General features: G+C 62.5%; 12 protein-coding genes. 7 read left to right on the top strand and 5 right to left on the bottom strand.

The features are described 5' to 3' along the window. The first annotated feature begins 141 nt into the window (after nucleotides 1–141). Nucleotides 142–921, top strand: coding sequence for an alpha/beta fold hydrolase (locus tag EI293_RS13935; protein WP_125438846.1), 780 nt, complete (start codon nucleotides 142–144; stop codon nucleotides 919–921). Nucleotides 922–1,023: 102 nt separating this feature from the next. Then, nucleotides 1,024–1,734: an SAM-dependent methyltransferase gene (locus EI293_RS13930; RefSeq protein ID WP_125438844.1), complete on the top strand. Its 711-nt coding sequence runs from the start codon at nucleotides 1,024–1,026 to the stop codon at nucleotides 1,732–1,734. A gap of 57 nt (nucleotides 1,735–1,791) precedes the next feature. Here the strand turns inward: EI293_RS13930 and feoB are convergent, their stop codons facing one another. Both feoB and EI293_RS13920 read right to left on the bottom strand, forming a co-directional pair. Continuing rightward, nucleotides 1,792–3,975, bottom strand: a complete 2,184-nt coding sequence (gene feoB / locus EI293_RS13925; RefSeq protein ID WP_125438842.1) for a ferrous iron transport protein B — start codon at nucleotides 3,973–3,975, stop codon at nucleotides 1,792–1,794. 10 nt (nucleotides 3,976–3,985) lie between these two features. Then, nucleotides 3,986–4,204 (bottom strand): FeoA family protein, encoded by a 219-nt coding sequence (locus EI293_RS13920; protein ID WP_246010641.1) that lies wholly within the window; start codon nucleotides 4,202–4,204, stop codon nucleotides 3,986–3,988. A gap of 265 nt (nucleotides 4,205–4,469) precedes the next feature. On the opposite strand from EI293_RS13920, the gene EI293_RS13915 reads away from it, so the two are divergent. Next, nucleotides 4,470–5,369, top strand: a complete 900-nt coding sequence (locus tag EI293_RS13915; protein ID WP_170170376.1) for a carboxypeptidase-like regulatory domain-containing protein — start codon at nucleotides 4,470–4,472, stop codon at nucleotides 5,367–5,369. 210 nt (nucleotides 5,370–5,579) lie between these two features. On the opposite strand, the gene EI293_RS13910 is transcribed toward EI293_RS13915, so the two are convergent. After that, complete coding sequence (locus EI293_RS13910) at nucleotides 5,580–6,230, bottom strand: OmpA family protein (protein ID WP_125438838.1); 651 nt, start codon at nucleotides 6,228–6,230, stop codon at nucleotides 5,580–5,582. 80 nt (nucleotides 6,231–6,310) lie between these two features. Further along, nucleotides 6,311–8,812 (bottom strand): bifunctional UDP-N-acetylmuramoyl-tripeptide:D-alanyl-D-alanine ligase/alanine racemase, encoded by a 2,502-nt coding sequence (locus EI293_RS13905; protein ID WP_125438836.1) that lies wholly within the window; start codon nucleotides 8,810–8,812, stop codon nucleotides 6,311–6,313. Nucleotides 8,813–8,914: 102 nt separating this feature from the next. On the opposite strand from EI293_RS13905, the gene EI293_RS13900 reads away from it, so the two are divergent. The 3 genes from EI293_RS13900 (at nucleotide 8,915) to EI293_RS13890 (ending at nucleotide 13,542) form a co-directional block, all read left to right on the top strand. Next, nucleotides 8,915–9,805: an EamA family transporter gene (locus EI293_RS13900; protein WP_170170375.1), complete on the top strand. Its 891-nt coding sequence runs from the start codon at nucleotides 8,915–8,917 to the stop codon at nucleotides 9,803–9,805. Nucleotides 9,806–9,961: 156 nt separating this feature from the next. After that, nucleotides 9,962–12,538, top strand: a complete 2,577-nt coding sequence (locus EI293_RS13895; RefSeq protein ID WP_125438832.1) for a YfhO family protein — start codon at nucleotides 9,962–9,964, stop codon at nucleotides 12,536–12,538. Nucleotides 12,539–12,630: 92 nt separating this feature from the next. Beyond that, nucleotides 12,631–13,542: a 1-aminocyclopropane-1-carboxylate deaminase/D-cysteine desulfhydrase gene (locus tag EI293_RS13890; protein ID WP_246010640.1), complete on the top strand. Its 912-nt coding sequence runs from the start codon at nucleotides 12,631–12,633 to the stop codon at nucleotides 13,540–13,542. On the opposite strand, the gene EI293_RS13885 is transcribed toward EI293_RS13890, so the two are convergent. Then, on the bottom strand, nucleotides 13,520–14,761 hold the full coding sequence (locus tag EI293_RS13885) for a hypothetical protein (RefSeq protein WP_125438830.1): 1,242 nt from the start codon (nucleotides 14,759–14,761) through the stop codon (nucleotides 13,520–13,522). The two genes, EI293_RS13890 and EI293_RS13885, sit on opposite strands and share 23 nt — an antisense overlap. 60 nt (nucleotides 14,762–14,821) lie before the next feature. On the opposite strand from EI293_RS13885, the gene EI293_RS13880 reads away from it, so the two are divergent. After that, nucleotides 14,822–15,451: a DUF4230 domain-containing protein gene (locus EI293_RS13880; RefSeq protein ID WP_125438829.1), complete on the top strand. Its 630-nt coding sequence runs from the start codon at nucleotides 14,822–14,824 to the stop codon at nucleotides 15,449–15,451. The last annotated feature ends 12 nt before the right edge of the window (nucleotides 15,452–15,463 follow it).

Here is a 15,463-nt window from a genome sequence, read left to right as displayed (position 1 = left end):
CGCAAGTATTCTGAATAGTCCAGCAACGCCATTGAGCCCTCCTGCGTCCGGTCATCTGCATTCCGCTCCGCCTATCGGGCCTTAGTAACGGGGAGGTTCCGACGGGCAATTCAATTTCCGAAGCCCCATCTTTGCAGGACTATGCTGCAACTACACTTCCGCGAAATGGGGCAGGGTTCCCCGCTGGTGATTCTGCACGGCCTGTTCGGCACCCTGGATAACTGGCAGACGCTGGCCCGCCGCTGGGCCGAGGCCGGCCACCGCGTCATCGTGGCCGATCTGCGCAACCACGGCCGCTCCCCCCACGCCCCGGAGCATACCTACGCCCTGATGAGCGAGGACGTGCTGGGCCTGTTCGACCAGCTCCAGCTCGGCCCCGAAACCACGCTGCTGGGCCACAGCATGGGCGGCAAAGTAGCCATGCGCTTCGCCCTCGAGCATCCGCAGCACCTGGGCAAGCTGATTGTGGTGGACATCGCGCCGCGCTTCTCCGATATGGAGCACCAAGACAGCGTGATTACCGGCCTCAACGCCGTGCCGCTGGCCACGCTGGAAAACCGCCAGCAGGCCGACGACGCCCTGGCCCAGCACATCCGGCAGGTAGATACCCGGCAGTTCCTGCTCAAGAACCTGTACCGCCGCGACGACAACAGCTTCGCCTGGCGACCCAACCTGGCCGTGCTGACGGCTGGCATGGCGCACGTCGGCGAGGAAATCACCGCCGCCCAGCCCTTCCTCAAACCGGCCCTGTTCATCCGCGGGGGCCTTTCCGACTACATCAACGCCGACGATAAGCTGCACGGCATCCCGGCCCTGTTCCCCAACTCGCAGGTAGAAACCGTAGTGGATGCCGGCCACTGGGTGCATGCCGAAAAGCCTGACGAAGTATTTGGGCTTGTTAAAGCCTTTATCGGAAGTTGAATTGCTGGGGAGCGAATTGTTGGACAGTCAGACTGCACATCCAACAATTCAGCCATCCAGCAATTCGGCCATCCAGCAATTCAACAATTCAATCCTCCCCTTTTGAAACCCGGCACGCTTTACCTTATTCCGACTATTCTGGCCGACGACACGGCGGCCCAGGTGCTGCCGCCGCAGGTGGCGGAACGCGTGGCCGCTCTGCGCTATTTCCTGGTGGAAAATGCCCGTACGGCACGCCGCTTCATCAAGAGTGTGGCCCCGCAGCACGTGATTGAGGAGCTGCGCATCAGCGTAATCGACAAGGACAGCACCGAGGCCCAGATCCAAGCGGCCTTGGAGCCGCTGGTGGCGGGCCAGGATGGGGGCGTCATTTCCGAAGCCGGCTGCCCCGGCATTGCCGACCCCGGAGCCGAGCTGGCCCGCCGGGCGCACCAGCTCGGCGTGCGAGTGGTGCCGCTGGTGGGGCCTTCGTCGTTGCTGCTGGCGCTGATGGCTTCGGGCATGAACGGGCAGAGCTTCGCCTTTCACGGCTACCTGCCCATCGAGCGGGGCAAGCGCATAGCGGCCCTGAAGAAGCTGGAACAGCAGGCTTTGCAGCAGCACCAAACTCAGCTGTTCATCGAAACGCCCTACCGCAACCTGCCGCTGCTGGAGGATTTGCTCAGCACACTGCACCCCGGCACCCGCCTCTGCGTGGCCGCCAGCCTCACGGCCGAAAACGAGTACATCCGCACTGACACGGTAGCTGGCTGGAAGAAGAAGCCCCTCCCTGAAATACACAAGCAGCCCGCCGTCTTCCTGATCGGACAGTAGTTTGTTTTGGTTATTGGTTGCTGGTTTTTGGCCCACAGCCACTAACTAAAAACTACTTTATTTCATCACTTGGTACACCAGCAACGACGAAACGTAGGCCAGACCGGTCATGTAGAGCAGCTGTAGCAGCGGCCATTTCCAGCCCTTGGTCTCGCGGTAGGTGGCGGCCAGCGTGCTCATGCACTGCATGGCAAACACGTAGAACACCAGCAGGGAAAACGCCCGCGCCGGGGTAAAGAACGGTTGGCCGTTGCTGTCTTTCTCGGCGGCCAGCTTTTGCTGCACGGTGAGCTGGTCTGCGTCCTGACCTACGCTGTAAATGGTGCTCATGGTGCCCACGAACACTTCCCGGGCCGCAAACGAGGTGAGCAGCGAAATGCCGATTTTCCAGTCGAAGCCCAGCGGGCGAATAGCGGGCTCGATAAGGTGCCCAAAGTGGCCGGCGTAGGAAGCTTCCAGCTTTTCGGAAGCTACGCGGGAATCCAGCTCGGCGGGCGTGAGGCCTTGCCGCCGGGCTTCCGTAGTGGCCCGCTTGCCGGCCTGTTCCATAGCCGAACCCGGCCCGTACGAGGCCAGCACCCACAGCAGAATGGAAATAGCCAGAATCACCTTACCCGCCTGGAAGACGAAGGCTTTCACCTTCTCCACGATGGTGATGCCCACGTTTTTCCAGCGCGGCCAGCGGTACACCGGAAACTCCATGATAAAATAGCTCCGCTCGGTGGTTTTGAGCAGCAACTTCATGGCCCAGGCCGAGAGAATAGCCGCGAAAAAGCCCAGCAGGTACAGCCCCATCAACGCAAAGCCGCGCAGGTTAAACACGCCCAGCACCGACTCATCGGGCACCACCAGCCCAATGAGCACGGTGTACACCGGAATCCGGGCCGAGCACGACATGAGTGGCGTCACGAAGATGGTGATGAGCCGGTCCTTGCGGTTTTCAATGGTACGGGCGCTCATAATGGCTGGCACGGCGCAGGCCACCCCCGAAATAAGGGGCACGATGCTTTTACCATTCAGCCCAAAGCGCCGCATGATGCGGTCCATCATGAATGTCACGCGGGCCATGTAGCCGGTTTCCTCCAGCACCGCAATGAAGGCAAAGAGCAGGGCAATCTGCGGGATGAAGATGAGTACGCCGCCCAAACCGGCCAGCACCCCTTCCGTCAGCAGGTTCACCAACGGCCCATCGAAATTCGTCTGGATCAGACTATTGATCCAGGCTACGCCCTCATCAATCAGTTCCATGGGGTAGCTGGCCCAGGCGAATACCGCCTGAAACATCAGGAACAGCACCCCGAAGAAAATAAGGTAGCCCCACACCTTGTGCGTGAGCACCTTGTCCAGCTTGTTGCTGTAGGGTTCGTTGCGCTCAGTACGCGTGACCGACACGCAGTTGAGTAGGATTTCGTTGATGCGGCCGTAGCGGGCAATGGTTTCCTGGGCCTGCCGGGCCGTGGGCTCAAATCCATATTGCTCCGTCAGTTCCTGCACGTAGGCCCGGTCCTCGGCGGAAAGCAGGCTGATGTGGCGATACTGGTGGGCGTAGTGCAGCGCCAGGTAGTCGTTGTGCAGGTTGAAGTAGTAACGGATCTGCCGGATCATGGGCAGTAAGGCTTCCTCAGGCTCGTAAAAGCTCACTGAGGGCGCATCCAGCATCTGGGCCATCACAATCTTGAGGGCCGTAATGCCCACGCCTTTGCGGGCGTTCATCGGGATGATGGGCACGCCCAGTTCCTGCTGCAACGCCGCAATATCAATCTGGACGCCATGCTGCTCGGCCACATCCATCATGTTCAGGGCCAGTACCGTGGGCAGGCCCATATCGGCCAGTTGGGTGAATAACAGCAGGTTGCGGCGCAGGTTGCTGGCGTCCACCGTCACCACCACAAAGCCGGGGTACTGCGGGCTAGCTTTGTCGTAGAACAGGTCGGTGATAACCTTCTCGTCGAGACTTTTGGGGTAGAGCGAATAGGTGCCCGGCAAGTCCACAATTTCGGCCCGGTGCTGGGCCGTGAGCTGACTGATGCCCGTTTTGCGGTCCACGGTTACGCCCGGGAAGTTGCCTACCTTCTGGTTGAGGCCCGTCAGCTGGTTGAACAGCGAGGATTTGCCCGAGTTGGGGTTGCCCACCAGCGCAATGCGCGTGAGCGGCCCCGGCTGCCGCAGCGCGGCTGTTTCCAGTTGCACTGCCGACACCCCCGCGCCGGCCCGGCCGGATAGTAGTGGTCCGCCTGCCATGTACCCGGAATTATTTCAGAAGAATAGTTGCCGCCTCGCTCACCCGTAGGGAAAGCGTATAGTCGGCCATGTCGCCTACCACCAGTGTGATGGGGCAACCCAGCGGAGCCCGGCTGTTGAGGCGCACCATAGTGCCCGGAATACAGCCCATTTCCAGCAGCTTCAGGGCCATTTCGGGGTCCTGGAGGCAACAAATGGTGCCGCTCTCCCCCAGTTGGAGGTCGGTCACGCTACGCGGCGCAGACGGCGGTGGGGCAAGAGGTGGGCGATTAGACACGGGCGGAACTATTTAGATTTACTTCAAACAAAGGTACCACCCATTTATGTTTCAGCCAAAATTCGCCGGGCGGGGAAACTCGCCGGCCGAGGCAGGAAAAGTAGCTGATTTGTAATTATTCCGAACTCAAATTGTACCGGTATAAATATTCGGGGAGGACTTGCTTTTTATGCCGCATTTCATTGTAATTTTGGCATATACACTAGTCTGCCTTCATATGCTTCAACGCGTACTTTCTCTTTTTGCACTGGCTTTGCTGCTCCCGGTTCTGAGTTTCGCTCAGGACGCCAAAATGACCGGCCGTATCGTTGATGAAAAAACGAAAGAGCCTATTCCTTTCGCCTCTATCGGGCTGAAAGAAGAGCAAACCGGTGCTCTGACCAACGAATACGGGTTCTTTCAGATGGCCATGCCCCAAAAGAACCCGCAGGATTCGCTGGTGATTATGGCACTGGGCTACTTCCGCAAAGCGGTGCTCATCAAGCCCGGCATTAAGGTGCAGGACATGATTATTGAGGTTCCGAAGCGGGCTATTGAGCTGGGCAACGTAACTGTAAAGGGCGGTAAGGTGAAAAATCTGGCCTTGGGCTCGAACTCGAATACACCTGGTGAAGGCATGATTCAGGGGATGCCTGGCAGCCAGTACGCCTTCTTCGTGAAGAATGAGAAAGGCAAGAAGCTCGGTAACGTCCGCTCCGTATCGTTCTACATCGGTGAGAACGGTTTCCCCCGGGAGCCGTTCCGAGTGCGCCTTTACAAGGCGGATGGCAACTATAACTCGCCTAACTCCGATTTGCTGAACGAGAACATCGTGGTATCGGCTCCGAAAGGCGGCGAGTGGTATACCGTCGACCTGACGCAGTATAACATCGAGGCCCCGGTAGAAGGCTTTTTCGTGGCGATGGAGTGGATTGTGAGCGGCGACGGCTTCTACACCACCAATTTCATGGACAACTACACGCCCTACGGCCAGATTCTGCGTCCTACCTTCGAATTTAAGGAGGCCCGCACCTGGAACTACACCATGGGTCGCGGCTGGAGCCTGATTACCCTCGCCAACAACGGCATGCGCTACAACGCCATGATCCGGGCCGAGGTAGACCAGATTAAGGACTAGGCTCGCGGATTTTTTGCGGATTAACACGGATTTCGTGAACGATACGGAAACCGGCCGGTAGTACAACTCAACGGTCTGAAAGCACAAACAAAAGGGACTCGCCGGCTGGCGAGTCCCTTTTGTTTGTGCCCTTATGTATTTGCGGATGATCAGAATAAAACGGCTACAAAATCCGCGTCAATCCGACGTAATCCGTAAAAATTCGTGAGCCTATTTGAGCACGGCAATTTCTACGCGGCGGTTTTCCTGGCGGCCGGAGGCGGTAGCATTGGAGGCCACGGGAGCAGTCTCGCCCATGGGCTCCAGCGTTACCTGAGTGGCGGTCATCATGCCGTTTTTCACCAGCCAATCCTTCACGGCGGCAGCTCGCTGGGCACTCAGCTCCTTGTTATAGCTTTTGTCGCCGCGCGAGTCAGCGAAGCCCAGCACGCGGACCTGCTTGCCCCGGTGGCGGCGGGCAATAGATGCGCTGATTTCCGACAAAGCGCGGGTAGCAGTCGGCTTTATTTCGGCTTTATCGGTATCGAACAGGACTTTTTCTTCGAGGCCGTACACGTTGTACACGTCGTCACCGCGCACGGTGATTTCGGGCAGGTCAATTTCCTCCAGCTTCACGTCGGCGAGCTTGGCTTTGGTCATGTCCCAGGTGCTTTCCACGGCGTTGGCAGCCTTATCTACGGCGTTGCCGGCGGCATCGGTGGCGGTGGCAGCAGCACCGGCGGGGGTTTCACCGTCACGGTACACTACGGCCGTGTCGGCGGTGGCTTCCTGGGGCTGGTCTTTTTCTGCGGGCTTCTTGAGGTCGGAGCAGGAGGCCAGCAGCACGGTGGCCGCGAGGGCAGAGAGGAAGGTCTTTTTCATGAAAGGGGAGAAAATAGGGTGAGCGTTGGCTTACGGGCAATGATACGGGATGTTCGCAAGCCGGCAATATTCAGCCAGCCCTATTCTGCCACGAACACCCGCTTCACCCGTTCGCTCACGTTGGTCAGCAACTCGTACGGGATGGTACCGATGCGGGCGGCCAGCTCGGTAAGGGGCAGGTTTTCGCCAAATATCACGGCCGCATCGCCGGCCTGGACGTCGGCAATGTGGGTCACGTCAGCCATGCACATATCCATGCACACGTTGCCCACGATGGGCGCCCGCTGCCCCCGGATGAGCACCTCCCCCGCCCCATTGCCAAAGCGTCGGTCGTAGCCGTCGGCGTAGCCGATAGCCAGGGTGGCAATGCGCCGCTCGTGGTCGGTAGCTTGGCCGCGGCGGCCGTAGCCCACGGTGTGGCCCGCCGGCAGGGTTTTGATCTGGGAAATGGTGGTGCGCAGCGTGCTCACGGGTCGCAGCGCGTCGGGTTCCTGCCCACTTGCCTCCACCCCGTAGAGGCCGATGCCCAGGCGCACCATACTGTGCTGAGCCTCCGGAAACCGCACGATGCCGGCCGAGTTGAGGGCATGCTGGAGAATGGGGTAGCCCAGGGCCGCTTCCAGCTGGGGCGTCATGCGGGCAAAGGCGGCCAGCTGCTCCCGCGAGAAGTTGTTGTGCTGCTCCTCGTCGGCCCCGGCCAGGTGGGTGAGGGCGCTGGCCACGCGCAGGTGGGCGGCGTTTTCGCGCAGCAAGCGACACAGCTCGGGCAGGTCTTCCTCGGCGAAGCCCAGGCGGCGCATGCCGGTATCAAGCTTGAGGTGGATGGCGGGCATAGCGGCCTCGCGGGCGGCGGACAAGTAATCATGCAGCCGCTCAAAGGAGTAGATTTCGGGCTCCAGGTGGTATTGGCGCAGCTTCTGGAAGGCGTCGGGGGCCGGGTTCATCACCATCAGCGGCAGACTGATGCCGTGCTGGCGCAGGTCCACGCCCTCGTCGGCATAGGCCACGGCCAGGTAGTCGGCGCGGTGAAACTGGAGCAGGTTGGCGACTTCCGCGGAGCCGCTGCCGTAGGCAAAGGCCTTTACCATAACCATGAGCTTCACGCCGGGCTGCAGGCGGCGGCGATAGAAGTTGAGGTTGTGGACCAGCGCATCGAGGTTGACTTCCAGCACCGTACCGTGGATTTTCTGCTGGAAGGCGGCCACAATCCGCTCGAAGCCGTAGCGGCGGGCACCTTTCACCAGAATCAGCTCCTGGCGAAACTGCTCGGGCTGAAAGGCGGCCAGAAACGCGGCCGTATCGGGGTAAAACTCGGTCTGCAGGCCCTGAAACGCCGCGTGGTGCCGGCTGATATCGGGCCCGATGCCGATGAGGCGCTCCACCCCGTGGGACGGCAGCAGGGACGCCACCCGCGCGTACAGCTCGGCCCCGGCCAGCCCCGATTCGAGTACATCGGACAGGATGAGGGTGCGGCGGCCCCGGCGGGCCTGGCGGGCCAGGGCATCGAGGGCGAGGCGCAGGCCGGCCAGGTCGTTGTTATAGGTATCGTCGAGGACGTAGCAGTCGTGCAGAGCCTGCTTCATCTCCAGGCGCATGGCCACGGGCTGGAGGCGGTCGAGGCGCTGCTGGATTTCGGGGGGTGGTACCTGCCGCCACAGCAGCACCGACAGGCCGTGGAGGGCGTTTTCTACGGAGGGCTCATCGGCAAACGGCAACGTGAAGGTGTGCTCCTGGGGGCGCGGGCGGGCGCGCTCTACGCGCACCACGGCGCGGTCGGCGGCGGCTTCCTGCATGGTGATGAGCAGGTCGGCTTCTTGGGCGTCGAAGCGGGCACGCTGGCGCGTCCAGGCTACGCGGGTGGTGCGGGCGGGGCTGAGCTGGCGGCGGGCGGCGGCGTGAATCAGCTCGTGGTCGGCGCAGTAGAACAGGGTATCAACCTGTTCAAACAGGCGCATCTTTTCGGCCACCTTTTCGGCGGGGGAAGCAAAACCGGCATCGTGGGCGGTGCCCAGATTGGTGAAGATGCCCAGCGTAGGCTGGATGATGCGGGCCAGCCGCGCCATCTCGCCAGGCTCGGAAATACCGGCCTCGAAGATACCCAGCGTGTGGCTGGCGGTGAGCTCCCACACGCTCAGGGGCACGCCCACCTGGGAGTTGTAGGAGCGCGGACTTTTGCAGATCAGCTCGTCGGGGCTCAGCAGCTGGGCCAACCACTCCTTCACGATGGTTTTGCCGTTGGAGCCAGTAATGCCGAACACCGGAATCGGGAAGTGGCGGCGGTGATGGGTGGCCAACGTCTGCAAAGCGGCCAGGGTATCGGGCACGCGCAGGAAACCGGCCTCAGGAAAATCGGCCAGCAGCACGTCGTCCTGCACCACAAACTGGCGCACGCCGGCCCGGTACAGCTCCGGCAGGTAGCGGTGGCCGTCGTGCTGGGGGCCGCGCAGGGCCAGGAACAGGCTGTCGGCTGGCGTTTCCACGCGGCGGCTATCCAGCAGCAGACGCTGCATGGCGGCCGGGGCGGCGGGGAGTTGCAGCAGGGTACCGCCGGTAAGGGCGGGCAGATCGGAGAACTGAAGCATAGCGCAGCAAAGGTACGGCGGGCGGGTGAGGCGGCGGCGGGAAGCCGTCGGGCCGGGAATGCGGGGCTACCTTTGCGCTTTCGTTGTTCTGCTCCCCTCGTTTTGAAACTTTCGCGTCACCACCTGTCCGCTTTTGCGGCTTTCTTTATTTGGGGCTTCTTCCCCATTCCGTTGCGCTGGCTGGTCGGGTACGCCAGCGGGCAGATCCTGTTTTTCCGGGTGCTGCTCTCGTTGCTGCTGCTGCTACTGATTCACGGACTGGGGCGGCGCGACGTGGTGCGGCAGACGCGGGCACAATGGCGGACAGCCACCGGAGCGGAGCGGCGGCCGGTGCTCATCAGCACGCTGGTGGGCGGGGCGCTACTGACGTCTAACTGGCTGCTGTTCATCTACGTCATTAACGAGGTGAGCGTGCAGGCAGGCTCATTTGCCTATCTTATCTGCCCCATTCTGACGGCGTTACTGGGCTTTGTAGTGCTGCGGGAAAAGCTGCGGCGCAACCAGTGGCTGGCCATTGGGCTGGCGGCGGCGAGTTGCGTGCTGCTGGGCTCGGGCGAGTTCCGAACGCTGGGTATGAGCCTGGTAGTGGCCTTCACGTACGCGGCCTACCTCATCAGTCAGCGCCGCTTGCAGGGCTACGACCGGCTGGTGCTGCTGACAGTGCAGCTGGCCGTGTCGGCGGTGGTAATTCTGCCGCTGGCCCCGCTGTTGGGGGCGCAGCCGCTGGCCGGGCTCCGGGATGGGCATTTGCTGCTGGTGGCCCTGCTGCTGAGCACGGTATTTACCATCATTCCGCTGTTTCTGAACTTGTACGCGCTGAACGTGCTGCCTTCGGGCACGGTGGGTATTTTCATGTACCTCAATCCGCTGCTGAGCTTTCTGCTGGCCTTTCTGTACTTCGGCGAGCAAGCCACGGGCGTGCAACTGGCGGCCTACGGCATCATCTTTCTCTCGATTGGGCTATATAACTGGCGGGGTAGGGCTATAGGGTAAGAAGGTGTGCGGGTGGGAGGGTGGGAGGGTGTGTGAGTAGGATGACAGCCCTCTCACCCTCCTACCCGCACACCCTCCTATCCTCCTAATCACCTATCCTGCTTACCTTCGGGCTTGGGTCCAACTCTGGCCTTATCCGACTTTTTAGTAAGCCGAATGACTACTCCTCCCCGTCAGGCCGTTGCGCCGTGGTGGCGGCGGGTGCTGCCGCACCTGCTGGCCGTTGTGTTTTTCCTGGTGCTGGCCGCCGTGTATTTCTCTCCCATCCTGTTCGATGGCAAGACCCTGGCCCAGCACGACATTGTGCAGTTCAACGGCGGGGCCCACGAGGCGGCCCAGTTCCGCGACCAGACCGGCGAGGAAGCTCTCTGGACCAACTCCATGTTCTCGGGCATGCCTACCTACCTGATCAGCACCCGCTTCCCCGGCGACCTGAGCCAGTACCTGCACAAGCTGTTCACGCTGGGGCTGCCGGCGGTAGTGGCCAACCTGTTTCTGGCGCTGGTGTGCGGCTACGCGCTGTGCGTGGCCCTGGGCCTTTCGCCGCTGGTGAGTATAGTGGGTGCCATTGCGCTGGGTTTCACCAGCTATAACCTGATTATTCTGGCGGCCGGCCACAACACCAAGAGCCTGGCCCTGGCCTACGCGCCGCTGGTGCTGGCGGGTCTGCTAGTGGCGTTCCGGCGCAACAAGTGGCTGGGCACGGCTTTGTTTGCCCTGGGCCTGGCCATGAACGTGCGCTCCAACCACCTCCAGATTACCTACTACCTGCTGCTGCTGGTGCTGGTATTTGGCGTGGTGGAGCTGGTATTTGCCGCCCGCAAAAAGCGCCTGCCCGATTTCCTGGCCCGCACCGCCCTGCTGGGCGTGGCCGCGCTGCTGGCCGTGGGCGTAAGCTTCGGCCGCCTCTACACCACCCTCGAATACAGCAAGTACAGCATCCGGGGCAAAGCCGAGCTGACCACGCCGCCGCCCACCGCCCCCGGCCAGCCCGCCGCTCCGGCCGATGATGACGCCGGCTCGGGCCTGGGCAAGGAATATGCCTTCAGCTACAGCTACGGCGTGGGCGAAACTGCCACCCTGCTCATCCCCAACTTCTACGGCGGGGCTTCGCAGATGAAGCTCTCCGAAAACTCGGAAACCGGCAAGGCCCTGGCCGCCGCCGGCGTACCGCCCGTGCAGCTGACCGATTATCTGGCCCAGATGCCCACCTACTGGGGCGACCAGCCCATTACCAGCGGCCCGGTGTACGTGGGCGCGGTGGTGTTCTTCCTGTTTGTGCTGGGCCTGATGGTGGCCGACCGGCGTACCCGCATCTGGCTGCTGGCGGGCACGCTGCTGTCCGTTGTGCTGGCTTGGGGCAAGAACTTCGAGGCGTTCAACTACCTGATGTTCGACTACTTCCCGGGCTACAACAAGTTCCGGGCCGTGAGCATGGCCCTCACCATTGCCCAGCTGGCCATGCCGCTGCTGGCCGTGCTGGCCCTGGGCCGCGTGCTGCGCGGCCGCACCCTGGCCGGAGCTACCGCCCCGGTAAGCACCCACCCGACGCTGGCCGCCCTCACCGGCAAGCCCACCGACGATGCTGACACGGCACTGCTCAAAAAGCACGTGGTACGGGCGCTGGCCATTACGGCCGGTTTGTGCGCGCTGGCATTCCTGGCCGGGCTGGTATCCGATTTTGCTTCGCCCATTGATGCCCAGCTGCAACAGAGCGGCTTCCCGCTGGATGCCTTACGCGCCGACCGCGCCTCCCTGCTGCGCACCGACGTATTCCGCTCCCTGTTTTTTGTAGCGGCGGCGGCCGGGGTGCTGTGGTTCTTTTTGCAGCGGAAGCTGTCGGCCGGCCTGGCGGCTACGCTGGTGGGGTTGCTCACGCTGGTGGATTTGTGGGGCGTGGATAAGCGTTATCTCAACGACGGCAATTTCCAGCAGGAAACCATTGCCGAGCAGTTCGTACCCTCCCCCGCCGACCAGCAGATTCTGCAGGACAAGGACCTGAGCTACCGCGTACTGAACGTGCAGAACCCGTTCAACGAAGCCCAGACCTCTTATTTCCACAAGAGCATCGGGGGGTACCACGGGGCCAAGCTGCACCGCTACCAGGACCTCATTGAGCGGCAGATTTCGACCAACAACACGGCCGTACTCAGCATGCTGAACACCCGCTACGTGATTGTGCCCGGCCAGGAGCAGGGCCAGCCCCAGCAGGTGCAGCGCAACCCTGGCGCGCTGGGCAATGCCTGGTTTGTGAGCCAGGTGCAGAAAGTGCAGAGCCCCGACGAGGAAATGAAGGCCCTCACGGGCCTCAACGCCGCCACCACGGCTGTGGTGGACGTCAGCAAGTTTCCCGTCAGCCAGACTACCTACCCGGCCGAAGGCTCCAGCATTGCCCTCACCAAATACACGCCCAACGCCCTCACCTACCGCGCCACCGCCGCGCAGGCGGGCCTGGTGGTCTTCTCCGAAATCTACTACGCCGACGGCTGGCAGGCCTTTATCGATGGCAAGCCGGTGCCCCACCTGCGCGCCAACTACGTGCTGCGGGCTTTGCCGGTACCCGCCGGCACCCATACCATCGAGTTCAAATTCGAGCCCGCCGCCTACACCATCGGCAACACCGTATCCCTGGTGTCGTCGGTGCTGCTGATTGCGGCCATGCTGGTGGCGCTTTTCTACGCCCTCAAACACCGCCCCGAGCCTCACAGCCTGACGGATACGCTGCTGGCGTAAAGATGCTTTAGCAAGCCACAAGCAAAATGCTCATCATCCTTCGCTCAGTCAGGATGATGGGCATTTTGCCTTTCACCCCTAACCGCTTTCCCATGCTTCTTCAGCTTTTGTCGGAGCCAGCCGCTGAGCAGGCCGGCGTACGCCTGCTGCTGCTGCGCGACGATTTGACGCACCCGGAGCTGCCCGGCAACAAGTGGCGCAAGCTCAAATACAACCTACAGGAAGCCCGCCAACTCGGCCACCACACGCTGCTGACGTTCGGGGGCGCGTTTTCCAACCACTTGGCGGCCGTGGCCGCCGCTGGCCGCCTCACGGGCCTGCGCACCGTGGGCGTGGTGCGGGGCGAGGAGCTGGCCCACCGCCCCCTCAACCTCACCCTGGCCCGGGCCGCCGCCGATGGCATGGAGCTGCGCTTTCTGGACCGCGCCACCTACCGCCGCAAGCACGAGCCGGAGGTACTGGCGGAGGTGCTGCGCGTAACCGGCCCGGCTTACGTGGTACCCGAAGGCGGCTCCAACGCCCTGGCCCTGCCCGGCTGCGCCGAGCTGGTGACAGAGCTGCGCGTACTTACTGCTTTCGACGCACTGTGCGTGGCTTGCGGTACTGGCGGCACACTGGCTGGCCTCGTCACTGGGCTGCAAGGACCGGAACAGGCCTTGGGCTTCGCCGCCCTGAAAGGTGCTGACTTCCTGCGCTCCGACATCGACCAGCTAACCCAGGCGGCCACGGGCCGCACCTTCCGGAACTGGGCGCTGCACACGGCCTACCACGGCGGCGGCTACGCCAAGCTCAGCCCGGAGCTGCGCGCGTTTATTACCGGGTTTCAGGTCCGCCACGGCGTGCTGCTCGACCCTATTTACACCGGCAAAATGCTGGTAGGCGTGCTGGATTTACTGGCGCAGGGCCACTTCCGGCGGGGTAGCACGGTGGTGGCGGTGCATACCGGCGGCCTGCAGGCCTGGGCCGGGTTTGGCGGCGCGCCTACGCCTTTAGCGTTGGGGTAGCGGGTGGTAGCCAGCGGCCCAGGCTCAGACCGGCCAAGGCAAACACGCAGGGCAGCACCGGCAGCAGAAACCGTACGTCCCAGTCCTCCACGGTAATCATCACCACGAAGCCCTGCAGCAGCACCACACCCGCCAGAAACACCCGGGCCGGCAGCCAAGCAGTGGCGGTGCGCAGGCCGCGCACTGCCAGCCAGTAGCACGGATAAATGAAGACCACAATCAGTAGGATGTGGCTCCAGGAGTAGTAGGTTTTCACGTAGCTGAAGAACAGCAGCCCCTTCAGCGTGGCCAGCTTGAGGAAATACGTGGGGTTGGCGGTTATAAAGTAGCCCAGGCGCAGCACCGGGGCCAGACCGGGCGGGGGCAGCAGCAGCGGCTCCGTCGGCTCCACTACCCAGGGCGTGAAGCCGTAGATAATTTCTCCCCGCAAATAGGTTTCCACCAGCGTGAAGGTGAGCAGCAGCTTGTTGAGCACCCACCACCACACCGGCACCAGCGCCACCAGCCCCAGCACCGCCCGCCAAAAGGCCCGCCGACCCGGCAGCTGCCAAAGGCGCGCCAAGCCGGCCAGCGCCGCCGCCCCGGCCACCACAAACCCGTTGGGCCGCACAATACCCGTCAGCAGCACCAGCAGCCCGAATACTACCCATCGACCCGCCGGGCCGCGCCGCGCCCGCACCAGCGCCCAAAAAGCCAGAATGGTGAAGCTAGCAAACAGGCTTTCGGTGAGCAGGTACACGTTGAACTGCTGGGCGTCGCGCCAGGCTACCAGCGCGGCCGTGGCTAGGGCCGCCGGCCGCCAGTCGAGGGGCTGGGGCGTGAGGCGGCGCAGGGTGCGGTAGAAGGCCCGGGCAGCCAGACCGCTCACGGCCATCTGGCCCAGCACGATGCCCCACCAGCCAGTACCCAGCTTCAGCCACAACGCAATAAACAGCGGATAGCCCACGTAGCGCAGGTTATGGTCCCGCTCGAAATGCCATTCCTGGGCAATGCGGGTGCCGTAGGCCAGGTACCGGCCGCTGTCGTTCACGTAGCGGGGGCCGTGGTTCTGCGCCAGCACCAGCAGCTGCACCAGCACCCACACCGCCACCAGCAGCCACCCGTGCCATTGCCGCAGCCACGCCGGACCGGGCGCAGCGGCAGTTTCGGCAGAAATGGACAACGGTTTGAGGTTCAGCATCAGGTGCAAAGGACGGTAGATGCGTGAAAACTTTCTCATCCGAAAGCTGAACTATCCGTATTTGATGGCACCTTTCCGCTGTAGTCTTTCCCCCTGCTTATGCCCTATTTACTCCGTCGTCTGCTGCCTTTGCTGTTTCTGGCAGGGCTGGGGTGGTTTCTCTGGACGAAAGTACGACCCGCGCTATCCGGGCTGGAAAACCCGCTCGACCCCGCCCCGCGCATCACCGTCACCCACAATACGGTGCTGGAGAAGGTAGAGGCCCTAGGCCGTCTGGAGCTGGTGCGCTATCAGTTCAAGGACGTAGTGGAGTACAAAAAGAGCACCTACCGCTTTCTGCCCGATGCCAAAGTGGCCCTCATCGTGGCCGGCAACGCTGTAGGCTGCCTCGACCTGCGAAAGGTGCGTCCCCAGGACGTGGTGCTGGAAGGCGACTCCATCCTGCGGCTGGCGCTGCCCGAGCCGGAGCTGTGCGTGTGGCAGGTTGACCACAGCAAAAGCAAGGTGTACAGCGTAGAAAACGGCTTTTTCCAGGATGCCGAGCTGGTAGATGCCGGCTACAAATACGCCGAGGCCAACGTGCGCACCGCCGCGCTGCAATCCGGCATCCTGGCCCAGACTACGCAGAACGCCGAGCAAATCCTGCGGCCCATGCTGCAAACCATGACCGGCCGCCGCGTTATCCTTTCGCGACAGATGGCCAATCCGAAGTTGCCCGGTAAGCGGTAGCGCCCCGACCCG

Source organism: Hymenobacter perfusus (assembly GCF_003944765.1).
GTDB lineage: Bacteria > Bacteroidota > Bacteroidia > Cytophagales > Hymenobacteraceae > Hymenobacter > Hymenobacter perfusus.
The sequence above is the reverse complement of the archived record's forward strand: the minus strand, read 5'-3'. Positions and strand labels throughout refer to the sequence as shown.